This window comes from Pseudomonas sp. JUb52, assembly GCF_004341115.1.
Taxonomy (GTDB): domain Bacteria; phylum Pseudomonadota; class Gammaproteobacteria; order Pseudomonadales; family Pseudomonadaceae; genus Chryseomonas; species Chryseomonas oryzihabitans.
In genome coordinates this window covers 19,019-33,134 of sequence record NZ_SLYS01000015.1, presented here as the reverse complement: position 1 = coordinate 33,134, position 14,116 = coordinate 19,019, and the positions used below count along the sequence as shown (strand labels likewise).

The window sequence follows — 14,116 nt, the reverse complement described above, 5'->3', positions numbered from 1 at the left end:
ACTGGCCATACCGGGCAGCGGTATGGGCGCAGATCGCTATTATCCTTGACCCAGGGCGTCCGGGGAGGTTTCCGGCAACTGTAACGTCGGTACCTTGCGAACGCCTTAAGGTGCCAGGCGCTGGCGCTGCCACTCGCCTTCGACGCGCCGGTAGTCCAGCCGATCGTGAAGGCGGCTGGAGCGACCCTGCCAGAATTCGATGCGCTGGGGCCTCAGGCGATAACCACCCCAGAACGGCGGGCGGCTCGGGTCACCGTCGGCGAAGCGCTGCTGCACGGCGGCCAGGCGCTGCTCCAACTCGTGCCGATTGGCAATGACCTGGCTTTGCGGCGAGGCCCAGGCACCCAGGCGACTGCCCAGCGGGCGGACCCGGTAGTAGGCGTCGGATTCCTCGGTAGAGACCTGCTCCACCAACCCCTCGATGCGCACCTGGCGCTCCAGCGCCGGCCAGAAGAAGGTCATGGCCGCACGGGGTTGCCTGGCCATCTGCTGGCCCTTGGCGCTGTCGTAGTTGGTGTAGAAGACGAAGCCCTGGGCATCGACGCCTTTGAGCAGCAGCACGCGGCAATGCGGCTGACCCTCGTCATCGACGGTGGCCAGCCAGCAGGCGTTGGCTTCGACGGGAGGCTGCTCGGTGCGCACCGCCTCTTCGAACCACTGCCCGAACAGGGCATAGGGATCCGCGGGCGCCTGGGCTTCGGTCAGGCCGTCGCGGGTGTAGTCGCGACGCATATCGGCGAGGGACGGTGACATGGAGGTCTCCTGCTAGGTCGTTGTCGACCTAGCTTAACCAAGTCCCGCCCCGCTCGCCTGCTTCAGGACAAGCTTTGCAGCTAGCGCGCGGCCAGGGATTGCAGGCTGGCCAGCACGGTGGCGCGCGGCTGGATCAGCACCTCGACGCGGCGGTTGGCGGCGCGGCCGGCGGCGGTGGTGTTGTCGGCACGTGGATGGGCGGCCGCCAGACCCCGTACGATCAGGCGATTGCCGCTGTAGCCACTGAGGCGGAAGATCGCCGCCACGGCCTGGGCGCGCTGCAGGCTGATCTTGTCGTTGAGCGCGGCGGCACCGGTGCTGTCGCTGAAGCCGAGCACGATGACGGCGCTGTCTTCATCCACGCTCACCGACTTTGCCGACCGCGACAGCGGGCCTAGCATCACAGGCAGCAGCATCTCGGCGCGATCCGGATTGAAGGAGCCGTCCACCGGGGTCACCAGCACCAGGGCATCGTCGCGACGCTCGACCTTGACGTTGCTACCGGCCACGGCGACGCGCAGCTTCTGCTCGTGCTCGTCCAGCCAGGCCTTGCTGACCTTGACCGGTACCGGCTTGAGGACTTCCGCCTTGGCGACGGGTTTGACGTCTTCGCTGCCGAAGGGCCACCACCAGTGACCGCCCTTCTCGCCGGCCGCAGCGGCCTGATCCGGCTTGGCCGCCGGCGCCTTCGCTGCGACCTTGGTTTCAGCCTTGGGCTCGGCGGCCTTGGCCACCGGCTTGACCGATTCGGCCGCCTTGTCGCTGCCGCCGAACGGCCACCACCAGTGGCTGCCACTGGTGGCGGTGCTGGCCTGGGCATTGCCCGGCTTGGCGGGGGCGGCAGCCTGGTCGCCAGTGCCCTGGAAGGAGCTGCAGGCGGATACGCCCATGCAGAGAATGAGGGTGGTGGATTTGATCAGCTTCATGCAAAGTTTCCCATCGGCGAGCCGGAGGACAGAGTGAATCAATGCCCCGGCCAGAGCCGGCGGCACGAGTGAACTTAAAGTAGTTTCGAGATTGTGGCCGCAAACCTACGCCGGGCAAAGCGGTGGAGTCACGAAATTTGCGTGTCCGCCGACCAGTGGCGTGTCTTGAGCCACGCCTCGACCAGATCCGTGGGCACAAGGTCGCCCGACCAGTAGGAGGCTTGGGCATGGAAGACTTCATCGATGTCGCGACCCTGAAGGAACTGGCCGCCACCGCTGCAGCCATCACCCAGGCGTGCCGCTGCCAGCAGCGGGATCTGTCGGGATGGACGGCCTGGCCGGTGGGCTATCGGGAAACGGACTTTACGCGAGTCGGCACCCTGGCGCGCCACGCGCCCGAGGAGTCGACCCTTGAGGAGTATCACCCCGCGGGCACTCACTACTGGGCGAGCGCCGCCCCGATCGCGCCGCGCTTCTATCCCTGCAACCAGAGTACGCTGTGGCGGTGCCTGGGCTGCCAGCGGCTCTACCTGCGACATAACGATGACGGTGCCTACCACGTAGCACCGCGAATCCGGCTGCTGCAGCCGACGCTGATCGTCGATGCCGCCCACGCCAGCGACGGGCGCGACAGCACGGCGACCTGACTACACCAGTGCCAGCCGGCCTCTGCGCTGGAGCTGCTGCCAGCGGCCTGGCACGACGCCCGTACCGAACTGGTGGTCGCCTCCCCCGTCGCCTGGAGCGACGCCTTCACCCTCGCGGGCGCTCTAGCATGCGCCCCCTGGAATTCCTTCGCGTTACCTGAGGCGCAAACCGGGAATTAAGCCCACAATAGGCACCGCGTATCCCGCGTGCGGGTGTGCGCCCATCAACGGTAGAAAACCTGGTCCCAGCAATACGATGGCTACTACAACTCGAACGGGCGTCGCTTGGTTTGTCGACGGCGCCTACGCCCTGAGCGCCTGGAATGGTTCGGTATACGGCGCCAAATTCGACTATCTCAAGCTGCGGCTTTTCATCGAAGAGGATGCGGGCGACCCCATAGGTGACGCCTACTATTTCAACTGCGACAGCGATCCGCCCACCGTCGCCCAGACCAACTTCAACAAGTTTCTCAGCTCGGCCCCACCCAAGGGCGCCGGCCTCAGGGTCAAGCTCTACTGGCTGCAGAGCAAGGCCCACGAATGGCCGGCCTCGGCCGGTGGCGGACCGATCCTGCACCCGGTGACCGGCGAGCAGTACACCACCAAGAGCCAGAAAGGCGTCGATGTCGGTCTGGCCTTCAACCTGATGCGCTCCCACGCCAAGCGCGGCTGGAAGAAGCTGTACCTGGTCGCGGGCGACGGCGATTTCCACGAGGTGGTGCAGTACCTGGTGGAAAACGAAGGGGTCGAAGTCACGGTGATAGGCGCGCACTTCTCCATCAGCGGCGAGATCGCGCCCTATGTCCGGGTGATCGAATTCAAGGACATCGAGGCGGCCATCGCCCGCTAGCCGCCCGTCGCGAGGCCCTCACAGGCACTCCCCCACCGCGCGCGCCAGGGCCTGGGCGCGCGGATCCATCAGCACATAGGGGCCGAGGGTGTTGGTGACGAAGCCAAATGCCACCTCGCGCTCCGGATCGGCGAAGCCGGTCGAGCCGCCCGCCCCCGGATGGCCAAAGGCCTGGGGACCGAGGCCGTAGGTGGCATTGGCCTGGTCGGGCTGGTCGAGCATGAAGCCCAGGCCGAAGCGGGTCGGCGTGAGCAGGGTACGGTCCTCGCCTTGACTGTGCTCGACCAGAGCCTCGCTAAGCGTCTCCCATTCCAGCAAGTCGCCGGCCAGCAGACCGGCATAGAAGCCCGCCAGGCTGCGCGCATGGCCGTGGCCGTTGGCGGCCGGCTGCTGGAAGCGCCGCCACTCGGCCTTGTTGGTGCTGGTGAGCACCCCGGACGGATTGCCAAAGGCCAGGGTCGGCAGCGCCGCCGGATCGCTCATGGTCGTCTTGAGCAGGCGCTGCGCGGCGGCGTCGCCCATTACGCCTTTTCCACGAACGATATGGGCGACGCGCTCGTCTTCGCTGGCCGGCAAGCCGATATGGAAATCCAGGCCCAGGCGCGCTGCGGTACGGGCCACGATGGCCTCGCCCGGCGCGCGCCCGTCTGCCCTGCGGATCAACTCGCCGAGCAGCCAGCCAAAGGTGATGGGCGCATAGCCATGGGCGGTGCCAGGCGTCCACCAGGGAGCCTCGGCGGCGACCGCGGCGGTCATGGTGTCCCAATCGTACAAGGCATCCCCCGCCAGGCGTTCGCGCAAGGCGGAGACACCGGATCTGTGGCTGAGCAACTGCCGCAGGGTGATGTCGCCCTTGCCAGCGGCGGCGAATTCCGGCCAGCGTTCGGCGACCGGCGCATCGAGGGCCAGCTTGCCCTCCTCCACCAGCTGCAGCGCCGCCACCGAGGTGAAGGCCTTAGTGCAGGAAAACAAATTGAGCAGGGTATCGGTGTGCCAGGGCGTCTGGCCGTCCTTGTCGGCCATGCCGCCCCAGAGATCCAGCACCGTTTCACCGCCGACCTGGACGCACAACGCCGCGCCGCGGGTCTGGCCGGCCGCGAGCAATTCGGCGAAGGCTTCGCGGACGGATTCGAATCTCAGGTCGTGATAGCCGTGGACGGTCATGGGGTCTCCTTGTTGGGTGAGTGATTACCGATAGCTCAGACGCATGGGTTCGGCATCTATCGCGGCCATGGGCCGCTCCTACCGTCTATCCAAGCTGTAGGAGCGGCCGCATCGGCGTACCGCCATGGCCGCGAATTACTGGATCTCCCGCCGGAACGGCGGCAGCGCATTGAGGATGGCCTTGCCGTAGCGCTGGGTCACCAGGCGGCGATCCAGCAGCGAGATGGTGCCGCTGTCCTGCTCGGTGCGCAGCAGCCGGCCGCAGGCCTGGATCAGTCGCAGCGAGGCGTCGGGCACGGCGATCTCCATGAAGGGATTGCCACCGCGCGCCTCGATCCACTCGGCCAGGGCGGCTTCCACCGGATCGTCGGGCACGGCGAAGGGAATCTTGGCGATGACCACGTGCTCGCAATAGGCGCCCGGCAGGTCGACCCCCTCGGCGAAGCTGGCCAGGCCGAACAGTACGCTGGCCTCGCCGTCGTCGACGCGCTTCCTGTGCTTGTTCAGGGTCTCCTGCTTGGACAGGTTGCCCTGGATCAGCACCCGCTTGCGCCAGTCGCGCTCCAGGCCGTCGAAGACGTCCTGCATCTGCCGCCGCGAAGAAAACAGCACCAGGGCGCCACGCGCGCCGTCGAGCATGGCCGGCAATTCGCGGACGATGGCCGCGGTGTGCTCGGCGGCGTTGCGCGGATCGGCCTTGAGATCCGGCACCCGCAGCACCCCGGCCTCGGCATGGCGGAAGGGGCTGGGCACCACCGCGGTAGCTGCCGAGCGCGGCAGTCCGGATCTCATGCGGAAGCGATCGAAGGTGCCCAGGGCGGTCAGGGTGGCCGAGGTCACGAGGGCGCCGTAGGCGACGTTCCACAGGTGGCGGCGCAGCATCTCCGCCGCCAGGATGGGGCTGGCGTTGACCTCGATGTCGTACAGCGAACCCGTTTCGGCGAGGGTCATCCAGCGCGCCATGGGCGGGCTGTCTTCCGGGTCTTCACAGGTAAAGGCCGTCCACAACTCCCAGTTGCCCTGGGCCCTTGCCAGCAGACTGCCGAACAGCGGATACCACTCCTCGGCCTGGTAGCTGGCCAGACCGATGCTGGATTCGCCGTCCATGGCCTGCTTGAGCATCTCGGTCAGGCGGGTGAAGAGGTCGGTGAGCTTGGCGAAGCCTTTCTTGAGCTCGATACCCATTTCCCGCAGGTCTTCGGGGATCACCCCGCCGACGAATCTATGCCGAGGCCGCTCGCGGCCTTCCATGTCTTCGCCGGCCCGGAAATCGGCCAGGGCCTCGCAGGCGGTGAACATGAATTGCTGCTGGGTGCGGATCTCCCGCGCCAGCTCCGGCACCTGCTCCACCAGCCGGCCGAGATCGCCCGGCAGGGGGTGCTGGGCAAGGAGCTTGGTGAGGTTCTTGGCGATCTGCTCCAGCCACTCGGCGGTGGATCTCAGCCGGGTGAAATGGGCGAAGTGACCGATGGCCTTGTCCGGCAGGTGGTGGCCTTCGTCGAACACATAGAGGGTGTCGCGCGGATCGGGCAGGATGGCGCCACCGCCCAGGGCCAGGTCGGCCAGCACCAGGTCATGGTTGGTGACGATGACATCGACCTTGGTCATGCCTTCGCGGGCCCGGTAGAAGGCGCACTGCTGGAAATTCGGGCAATGGCGATTGGTGCACTGGCTGTGGTCGGTGGTGATGCGCGACCACTGGACGTCCTCGATGGCTTCCGGCCAGCTGTCGCGATCGCCGTCCCAGCGATTGCCGGCCAGGCGCTCGATCATCTTGCCGAACAGTTCGTTGGACGCCTCGTCCACATCGATCTTGAAGCCATCCTCGGCGAACAGCTGGGCCGTGGCGTTCTGCGCCTGGCCCTCCTGCAGCAGCATGTCCAGCTTGGACAGGCACAGGTAGCGCCCCCGTCCCTTGGCCAGGGCGAAGCTGAAGGACAGGCCGCTGTTGCGCAGGATGTCCGGCAGATCCTTGTGCACGATCTGCTCCTGCAGCGCCACCGTCGCCGTGGCGATCACCAGGCGCTTGCCGGCCGCCTTGGCCGCTGGAATGGCGGCCAGGGCATAGGCCACGGTCTTGCCGGTCCCGGTGCCCGCCTCCACCGCCACCACGGCGGGCTCGCCTTCGCGATGCCCCTCCTCGTCCTGGGCGATGGCACCGAGGCCCTTGGCGGTCTCCGCGATCATCAGCCGCTGGCCATAGCGTGGCTTGAGCGACTTGGCTTCGAGGAAACGCGTATAGGCGCCCTGGATCTGGGTCTTGAGTTCGGTGCTGAGCATGCCTGGTTCCGGGCGATGGCAAAGCAGCGCCACGTCCGGCGGACGAGCGCTGTATGCATCTACAGTAATGGATCTTGGGCGCTATGATAACGCGCCTGTCGTCAGGATGCGCCCGACGTTGAGGTCGCAGGCTGCTCAGGCCACCGGCAGCTGCGGCGGCAGCCGATGAAAGGCACCGAAGATCAACAGGCTCAGGCGATCGAGCCAAGGATGGCGACGCAGGCGCAGGGCACGACGGCTGGCGAAGACTTCACCCAGGTGCAGAAGCAGCAGGGCCAAGGCGACCAGGGCGAGCAATTGGGGGAAAGGACGAGCGAGAGGCAGAGCGATAGCGGCGGCTGCGGCGAGCCAGAACAGCAGGAGAAGGACTTTGCCGGTGAGGGACAGGGTTTTCATGGATTCCAGCAGGAGAACGAGATGGATCGGACCATAACGCCTGTGGCCGGAAAAAGTAAAGGCGGCGGACCAGGGTCCGCCGCCGGTGCATCACTCGCGGTCGATCTGGATTTCGACGCGGCGGTTGGTGGCGCGGCCTTCAGCGGTCTCGTTGGTGGCGATCGGCTGACGCTCGCCCATGCCCTTCACGGAGACGATGCTGGCTGCCGGCACACCGGCCTGGATCAGGTAGTTGCTGACCGACTTGGCACGACGCTCGGACAGACGCTGGTTGTAGGCGTCGGTACCCTTGCTGTCGGTGTGGCCGGTGATCGACAGGCGGGTGCTGGCGGCTTCGCCACGCAGACGACCGGCGATACCGTCCAGCTGAGCCCGGTCTTGAGCATCGATGGCAGCGGAGTCGAAAGCGAAGTGCAGATCACGGGCGGTGATCACTTCCTGCTTCGGCAGCGGGGCCGGGGCGGGAGCCGGTGCGGGCGCCGGCGCCGGGGCCGGCGCGGGCTCCATGCGGGCGACCTGTTCGTTGCCCTTGCCATGCACCCAGCAATAGGCGCCGGCGGTGGTACCTATGCCCAGGGCCGCCATGCCGGCGACGTTACCGCTCTGGGTAGCGCCGGCCGCACCGCCGACCAGCGCGCCGACCGCAGCGCAGACCGGCCAATCGGATTTCTGTACGCCGCCCGCACAACCAGCCAGCACGGTGCTTGCCAGGATGAGGGGTAAAGCTGTCCTTGCGATGCTCTTGCTCATGAAGGGGTCTCCTATAGACCAGGTACCGCGAGTTGTGCTCGTCTTTCGTTTTATGGCGCTGTCAGACTAATGGTGGCGTACACATCTTGACAACGCTGGTTGCTTAGTCAATCGCGATTTGATTAGGGTTCCCTTAATGGCAAACATATTCTCGTCCCGTACCCCGCAACAGGCTCTGGCAAGCCTGCTCGAGCATCATCAGCCCAGGCGTCTGCTCTGTGTGGCACGCGAACCGCTGCCAGCGCTCGCGGCCTATGCGCAGGCCCATCCGCACTGCCAGCTGGTGCAGGCCTCGGTACCTTTGAGCGACCCCAGCCTACTGGCCGAACGCTACGATCTGGTGATCGTCGCCGACTGCCTGGAACATCTGCCGCTGCGCCAGGGGCGCGAATTGCTCGGCGGCCTACGCAACCTCAATACCTCGCGCCTGGCGGTGCTGGTGGACCTGGCCGCCAGCGACTGGCAGCTGACGGATTTCTATGCCCTGGCCCTGCAGGCCAGCGAGCGCTTCGCCCGCGACGGTCAGGTGGTCACCCTGTTCAGCTATGATCTGCACGACTACAAGCAGGTCCCGGACTGGCTCAATGCCAAGTTCTGGGCCAATCCGCAGAATTTCGGCAAGTACTGGTGGTGAGATGCAACCCATGGCCCCCTGCCCCTGTGGCTCGGACCGTCCTCTCGGCGACTGTTGCGGAGCCTTTCATGCCGGCACGCCGGCGCCCGATGCCGAGCGCTTGATGCGCTCGCGCTACAGCGCCTATGTGCTGGGGCTGATCGACTATCTGGTGGCCACCACGGCGCCTGCTCAGCAGGAGCAGCTGGACAGGGAAGCCCTGGCTGCCTGGAGTCTGGGCAGTCGCTGGCAGGGGTTGCAGGTGCTGGAGCATCGCCCCGAGCCGGGCGATCCCGCCCATGCGCGGGTCAGCTTCGTGGCGCGCTGGGAGGATGGGCGCGGCGCCCATCGCCATGAAGAGCACTCGGGCTTCGTCCAGCGCGAGGGACGCTGGTACTTCCTCGATCCGACCGTACGCCCGCTGCCGGGCCGCAACGACGTCTGCCTGTGTGGCAGCGGCGCCAAGTTCAAGAAGTGCTGCGCCGGCTTCCTGTAACGCCGGCCGCGCTTATTCCTTGACCAGCGTCAGGTGATCGGTATCCGGGACCGCCACGGGTAGCGGCTCGGACGCCGGCCCCAGATCGCTGCCCACCGGTGCCAGACTCAGGTGTGAGAGATCGACCCGCAGCGGCGCCACCGGCGCAGCCTCATCCTGGAGATCGGCGCCCACCGGCGCCAGGCCGAAATCCGGCGCCTGGACATCGACGAAGGCCGCCATCACGGCATCACGGGGCGCACCCGACAGGGATCCGCGCTCGGCGGAAGGCGGCGAGGCGGTCGGCGCGCTGGCCGGGGTCGCCTCCCGCGGCTCGGTAGGTGCGGCAGCCGGCTCGACCGTCTCGGCCATGGGCGCCACCTCGACCAGCGCCCCGGCCTGGGCCAGGGTGGCGCGATAGCGCTCGGCCGTGGCGGCATCGAGGCGATTCTTGATGATCATGCGGCGACCGGAAAAGAGCACGGCGATGCGCTGTTCATCCGCCTGAAACAGACGCATCAGATTCTGTCGGGTCTGCTGCGCATCGGCGCCAGCGACCAGCTCGCCCTGGAAGGCGATTTCATAGAGCACGGCGGACATGACGACCTCCTCGGTCACGGCAAGAGGTGCAGGATGCAACGTCGCGCCGGGACGGTCCAGCCCGCACGGTCGCCAGGCCCAGGTGTTTTTTTGTTAGCCTGTGCCCAAGCGGCCCCGACTTGTGCAGCAATCGGTGCTTGTTAAACTGCGCAGAAAACGGGAGTGCCGCATGCTTCGCCAGGCCTTGTTCATCACCCTGCTCGGCGTCTTGCTGGGCAGCCTTGGCGGTTGTACCTACATCGGGCGCAACTATGACGAGCCCCAGGTCGAACTGACCGGCGTGGAGCTGATCCGCGCGCGGCTGTGGAGCCAGGACTTCGTGCTGCACTTCCGGGTCCAGAACCCTAACGACAGCGCCCTACCTGTGCGCAGCCTGGCCTACACCGTCTACCTGAACGATCTGCTGCTGTCCCAGGGGACCACCAACTTGCACTCGTCGGTGCCGGCCAATGGTCAGCGCAGCTTCAGCGTACCGGTGCAGACCAATCTGTGGCGCTACGTGAAGGACGTGGGCCGCATGCTCGAAAATCCCGAGCAGCCGATCAACTACCGCCTGCGTGGCCGGGTGAAGACCGGTTGGCTGTTCGGACGCAGTGTCCATTTTTCTCGCCAGGGGCAGTTCGTGCCTGGCGCCTACATCCCGGAGTTATAAGATGAACCAGCACGTCCACGGTCCCGATTGCAATCACGACCACGACCACGATCACGGCCATGCCCACCATGTGCATGGCCCGCACTGCAACCATGGCCCGGCCCAGGAGCCGGTGCGCAATCCGCTGAAGGAAGTGGGTCGCAACGATCCCTGCCCGTGCGGCAGCGAGAAGAAATTCAAGAAGTGCCACGGCGCCTAATCGCGCTTTGAGCGACGGGTGAGGCCCTGCCCTCACCCGCTCCGCGACCCTGGCGCGTTACCAGGGCTGCCCGCCGCGTTGCGACTCCAGCCGCCGGATGAATTCCTCCAGCACCAGGGCGTAGAGATCGTCCTTGAGCACCAGGTCCTCTACCCCACAATCGATGTTGGGGTTGTCATTGACCTCGATCACCGCCAGCTTGTCGCCCGCCTGTTTCAGATCCACGCCATAGAGGCCATCGCCGATCAGGTTGGCGGTGCGTACTGCCAACTCGACCACCGCATGGGGCGCGTCCTGCACCGCCAGGGTGCGGAAATCGCCACTGACTTCCGTCGCGCTGGCGCTGTGGTCGTAGATTTGCCAGTGCCCCTTGGACATGAAGTACTGGCAGGCAAAGATCGGCTCCTGGTTGAGCACGCCGATGCGCCAGTCGTATTCGGTATAGAAGAATTCCTGGGCCAGGAGCAGCACCGAGCGCTCGAACAGCTCGGCGCTGGCCTTGCGCAAATGCGCGGCGTCCTCGACCTTGATGACGCCACGGGAAAAGGAGCCGTCGGGGATCTTCAGCACCAGCGGGAAACCTAGGCGCTCGCCGAGGCCTTCGAGCTGACCGGGATTGTCCTTGTAGAGGATCTCGGTGGCGGGCATGTCCAGCTTGTGGGCACGCAGCAGGTCGGCCAGATAGACCTTGTTGGTGCATCTCAGGATGGAGCGCGGGTCGTCCATCACTACCAGGCCCTCGCTTTCAGCCTTCTTGGCGAAGCGATAGGTGTGGTGGTCGATGGCCGTGGTCTCGCGGATGAACAGGGCATCGAATTCGCCCAGCCGCGCGTAATCCTTCTTTTCAATCAGCTCCACGTCCAGCCCCAGGTGCTTGCCGACGCGCACAAAGTTCTTCAGCGCCTTGGCATCGGACGGCGGAAAGGCTTCCTTGGGGTCGTGCAGGATGGCCAGGTCGAAGCGGTACTTCTCGCGGCGGCCAGGCTTTAGCCAGACGCGGCGACTGAAGCCGTCGAGGGCGTTGGCGAAGAGGTCTTCCTGCTGCTCGTGTAGCTTGTGGATGCTGCCCAGCTTAAGGCCGCCGATGTGCCAACCGGCGCGATCGCGGCGGAACTCCACCAGCAGCAGCGGACAGGGAAAGGCCTCGAACACCTGGCGCGCCAGGTCCTGCAGGGGGGCGATGTCGGTGTTGCCGAAATAGAGCGTGAGGGTGAAGCCGTCGGCACTGCCATAGGGATGACCGGCCAGCGCCTTGGTCAGCAGCTTGTCCAGATCCTCCAGTGCCAGGCCGTAGAGGGACTTACGCGCCAGTTCGCTGATGGTGCGCACCGAGGGGATGACCTTGTGCCCCCGGGCTTCGGCGAGCAGCGAGCAGTAGTAGCCGTGGCCAAGGTATTTCTGGCTGCGGCAGAGGTTGATCACCTGCACGCGTTTGCCATTGTCCTGTTCGTTGGATTGCTCCAGGTATTCCTGGGCGGTGATGACGTCTTCGCTGGGATAGTAGGACGACCAGTCTTCCTTGCGTTCCACGACGATATACAGCTTGCTCACTGGACCTCCTGGTTGCGGGGCGTGGTCCCGGCGGAAACCCGGATGCCGCCGGACAACTCCAACTGTTGTAACGCGGGTGCTATTAACCGTTGCTTAACCATGCCAGGCTGCCCGCTCTGCTCCAGGAGAATCCTTCGCGATGAGTTTCATGCTCAGGCCCGCCGGGCTGGACGATCTGGCGGCGCTGGTCGATCTGGAAGCCCGCTGCTTCAGCTATGACCGCCTTTCCCGGCGCAATTTCCACTACATGCTCACCCGTGCGAACGCGGTCCTGATCCTGGCGGAAAATGACCGCCAGGTGGCCGGCTACGCCCTGGTGCTGTTCCATGAGAACACCTCGCTGGCGCGTCTCTATTCCATCGCCGTCGACCCTGAGGCGCGCGGCCATCGCCTGGGCCAGCGCCTGCTGGAGGCTGCCGAAGCCGAGGCGGTAGAGCGCGACTGCGCCTACCTGCGCCTGGAGGTCCGGCCGGACAACGCCGCCGCCATCGCCCTCTACGAGCGCAACGGCTATCTGCCCTTCGCCACGGTGGAGGACTACTACGAAGACCACAGCCAGGCGCTGCGCTTCGAGAAGCGCATCCGCCAGCCGCGCGAGGGTCAGGCCCGACCGGTACCCTTCTACCGCCAGACCACCGATTTCACCTGCGGCCCAGCCAGCCTGCTGATGGCCATGGGCGCCCTGCAGCCCGGCCGGCCACTGGAGCGGCGCGAAGAACTGCGGCTGTGGCGCGAAGCCACCACCATCTACATGACCGCCGGCCATGGCGGCTGCGGGCCCCATGGCCTGGCCCTGGCTGCGCTGCGCCGGGGCTTCAAGGTCACGTTGCAGGTCAATACCCGGGGCCCCCTGTTCCTCGACGGCGTGCGCAGCGAGGAGAAGAAGGAGGTGATGCGCCTGGTACACGAGGACTTCAGCGCCGAGGTCAAGCAATCGCCCATCGAGCGCCTCTACCGGACGCGCTTGGACATTGCCCACTGGGTCAACCAGGGCGCCTTCCCGCTGGTGTTGATCAGCTCCTTCCGCCTGACCAAGGCCAAGGGGCCGCACTGGGTGCTGGTCACCGACTGCGACGAGGACTTCGTCTACCTGCACGATCCCGATGTCGACCACAGCCAGCACCGCCGCGAACTGGACTGCCAGCACATCCCCGTGTCCCACGCCGAGTTCGACAAGATGAGTCGCTTCGGCCGCGGCAAGCTGCGCGCGGCGGTGATCCTGCGCACCGGCTGAATCCGGGGTTGCGACGGACGTCGAACAGGGCCAGGATCAAGGCCAACAAGAACGACGGGGCGGTCCATGAGTCAGTCCTTGCGCAAGCGCAATCCCTCCTACGAATTGATGGAGGACTTAAGCGGTCACTCGGTGATCTACCGGGAACATGGTTTTCCCTGCCCGCTGGTGCGCTGGCATTTCCACAAGGAATACGAGCTGCACCTGATCGTGGCCAGTTCGGGGACCGCCTTCATCGGCGACTACATCGGCAACTTCTATCCCGGCAGCCTGTTCCTCACCGGTCCTCACCTGCCGCACAACTGGATCAGCCGCGTCGCCGAGGGCGAGGTGGTGTCCAAGCGCGACATGCTGGTCAACTTCACCAACGAGACGGTGGACAATGCCACGGCGGTATTTCCCGAACTCAGCGGCCTGGCGCCGCTGCTGGAGCGCGCCCGCTACGGCATCGAATTCCAGGATCCGCAACTGATCGCCCGCGCCGAGGTATTGCTGCAACAGATCTCCGAGAGCGGTGGCGCCACCCGCCTCGGTCATTTCCTGGTGCTGATGGAGGCACTGGCCACCTCGGAGCGCTATCAGCTGCTGTCAGGCAGCGTCGAACCGGCCACGGCCAGCGAACAGGCGGTGGATCGCACCAACCGGGCGCTAAATTTCATCTTCGATCACTACCAGCGTGATTTTACCCAGGAGGAAGTGGCCGAGCACCTGGGCATGACGCCGACCTATTTCTCGCGCTTCTTCCGCCAGGCTACGGGCCGCACCTTCGTCGAATTCGTCAACAGCCTGCGCATCAGCAAGGCTTGCGAGATGCTCTCCCACAGCAGCATGCCGGTCACCGACATCTGCTTCGAGGCCGGCTTCAACAACATCTCCAACTTCAATCGACGCTTCCACCAGCTCAAGGGCATGACCCCGCGTCAGTACCGCACCCTGACGGCGCAGCGGCTGACCGAACAGAACGCCTGAGCGCCTTAATGGCGTCCCTGGATTCGGTTTGTTGCAAGCTTGAGAGCCATTGAACAG

The 14,116-nt window shown here is 65.7% G+C and carries 16 protein-coding genes; 8 read left to right on the top strand and 8 right to left on the bottom strand.

Annotation, left to right across the window (positions count from 1 at the left end):
* Positions 1-105 precede the first annotated feature (105 nt).
* Complete coding sequence (gene pdxH / locus EC839_RS20625) at positions 106-753, bottom strand: pyridoxamine 5'-phosphate oxidase (RefSeq protein WP_007159113.1); 648 nt, start codon at positions 751-753, stop codon at positions 106-108.
* Positions 754-833: 80 nt separating this feature from the next.
* Positions 834-1,679, bottom strand: a complete 846-nt coding sequence (locus tag EC839_RS20620) for an OmpA family protein (protein WP_007159114.1) — start codon at positions 1,677-1,679, stop codon at positions 834-836.
* Between the two features lie 227 nt (positions 1,680-1,906).
* Between EC839_RS20620 and EC839_RS20615 the strand changes: the two genes are divergently transcribed.
* Positions 1,907-2,326 (top strand): hypothetical protein, encoded by a 420-nt coding sequence (locus EC839_RS20615; RefSeq protein WP_007159115.1) that lies wholly within the window; start codon positions 1,907-1,909, stop codon positions 2,324-2,326.
* 256 nt (positions 2,327-2,582) lie between these two features.
* Positions 2,583-3,176: an NYN domain-containing protein gene (locus tag EC839_RS20610; protein ID WP_007159116.1), complete on the top strand. Its 594-nt coding sequence runs from the start codon at positions 2,583-2,585 to the stop codon at positions 3,174-3,176.
* 18 nt (positions 3,177-3,194) lie between these two features.
* Here the strand turns inward: EC839_RS20610 and EC839_RS20605 are convergent, their stop codons facing one another.
* The 4 genes from EC839_RS20605 to EC839_RS20590 form a co-directional block, all read right to left on the bottom strand.
* On the bottom strand, positions 3,195-4,340 hold the full coding sequence (locus EC839_RS20605; protein WP_007159117.1) for an EstA family serine hydrolase: 1,146 nt from the start codon (positions 4,338-4,340) through the stop codon (positions 3,195-3,197).
* 135 nt (positions 4,341-4,475) lie between these two features.
* Complete coding sequence (gene dinG / locus EC839_RS20600) at positions 4,476-6,620, bottom strand: ATP-dependent DNA helicase DinG (RefSeq protein WP_132833149.1); 2,145 nt, start codon at positions 6,618-6,620, stop codon at positions 4,476-4,478.
* Between the two features lie 135 nt (positions 6,621-6,755).
* Complete coding sequence (locus EC839_RS20595) at positions 6,756-7,016, bottom strand: DUF1145 domain-containing protein (RefSeq protein WP_007159119.1); 261 nt, start codon at positions 7,014-7,016, stop codon at positions 6,756-6,758.
* A 90-nt stretch (positions 7,017-7,106) separates the two neighbouring features.
* Positions 7,107-7,766, bottom strand: a complete 660-nt coding sequence (locus EC839_RS20590) for an OmpA family protein (protein ID WP_007159120.1) — start codon at positions 7,764-7,766, stop codon at positions 7,107-7,109.
* A gap of 136 nt (positions 7,767-7,902) precedes the next feature.
* Here EC839_RS20590 and EC839_RS20585 point away from each other — a divergent pair, with 136 nt between their 5' ends.
* Positions 7,903-8,400, top strand: a complete 498-nt coding sequence (locus EC839_RS20585) for a DUF6231 family protein (protein ID WP_039975318.1) — start codon at positions 7,903-7,905, stop codon at positions 8,398-8,400.
* Positions 8,401-8,410: 10 nt separating this feature from the next.
* Entirely contained in the window at positions 8,411-8,875 is a 465-nt protein-coding gene (locus tag EC839_RS20580; protein WP_177416777.1) for a YchJ family protein, read from the top strand.
* Between the two features lie 12 nt (positions 8,876-8,887).
* Here the strand turns inward: EC839_RS20580 and EC839_RS20575 are convergent, their stop codons facing one another.
* Positions 8,888-9,454, bottom strand: coding sequence for a hypothetical protein (locus EC839_RS20575; protein WP_007159123.1), 567 nt, complete (start codon positions 9,452-9,454; stop codon positions 8,888-8,890).
* Positions 9,455-9,623: 169 nt separating this feature from the next.
* Here EC839_RS20575 and EC839_RS20570 point away from each other — a divergent pair, with 169 nt between their 5' ends.
* Together EC839_RS20570 and EC839_RS20565 are read left to right on the top strand one after the other, a co-directional pair.
* The gene (locus EC839_RS20570) at positions 9,624-10,106 is read left to right on the top strand and encodes an LEA type 2 family protein (protein ID WP_007159124.1); all 483 of its coding nucleotides are present in this window, start codon (positions 9,624-9,626) and stop codon (positions 10,104-10,106) included.
* A 1-nt stretch (position 10,107) separates the two neighbouring features.
* Positions 10,108-10,305: an SEC-C metal-binding domain-containing protein gene (locus EC839_RS20565; RefSeq protein ID WP_007159125.1), complete on the top strand. Its 198-nt coding sequence runs from the start codon at positions 10,108-10,110 to the stop codon at positions 10,303-10,305.
* Positions 10,306-10,362: 57 nt separating this feature from the next.
* On the opposite strand, the gene EC839_RS20560 is transcribed toward EC839_RS20565, so the two are convergent.
* Entirely contained in the window at positions 10,363-11,856 is a 1,494-nt protein-coding gene (locus EC839_RS20560; RefSeq protein WP_132833148.1) for a RimK family protein, read from the bottom strand.
* A gap of 139 nt (positions 11,857-11,995) precedes the next feature.
* On the opposite strand from EC839_RS20560, the gene EC839_RS20555 reads away from it, so the two are divergent.
* Both EC839_RS20555 and EC839_RS20550 read left to right on the top strand, forming a co-directional pair.
* Positions 11,996-13,090: a GNAT family N-acetyltransferase/peptidase C39 family protein gene (locus tag EC839_RS20555; protein ID WP_007159127.1), complete on the top strand. Its 1,095-nt coding sequence runs from the start codon at positions 11,996-11,998 to the stop codon at positions 13,088-13,090.
* 66 nt (positions 13,091-13,156) lie between these two features.
* Entirely contained in the window at positions 13,157-14,059 is a 903-nt protein-coding gene (locus EC839_RS20550) for an AraC family transcriptional regulator (RefSeq protein ID WP_039975323.1), read from the top strand.
* The last annotated feature ends 57 nt before the right edge of the window (positions 14,060-14,116 follow it).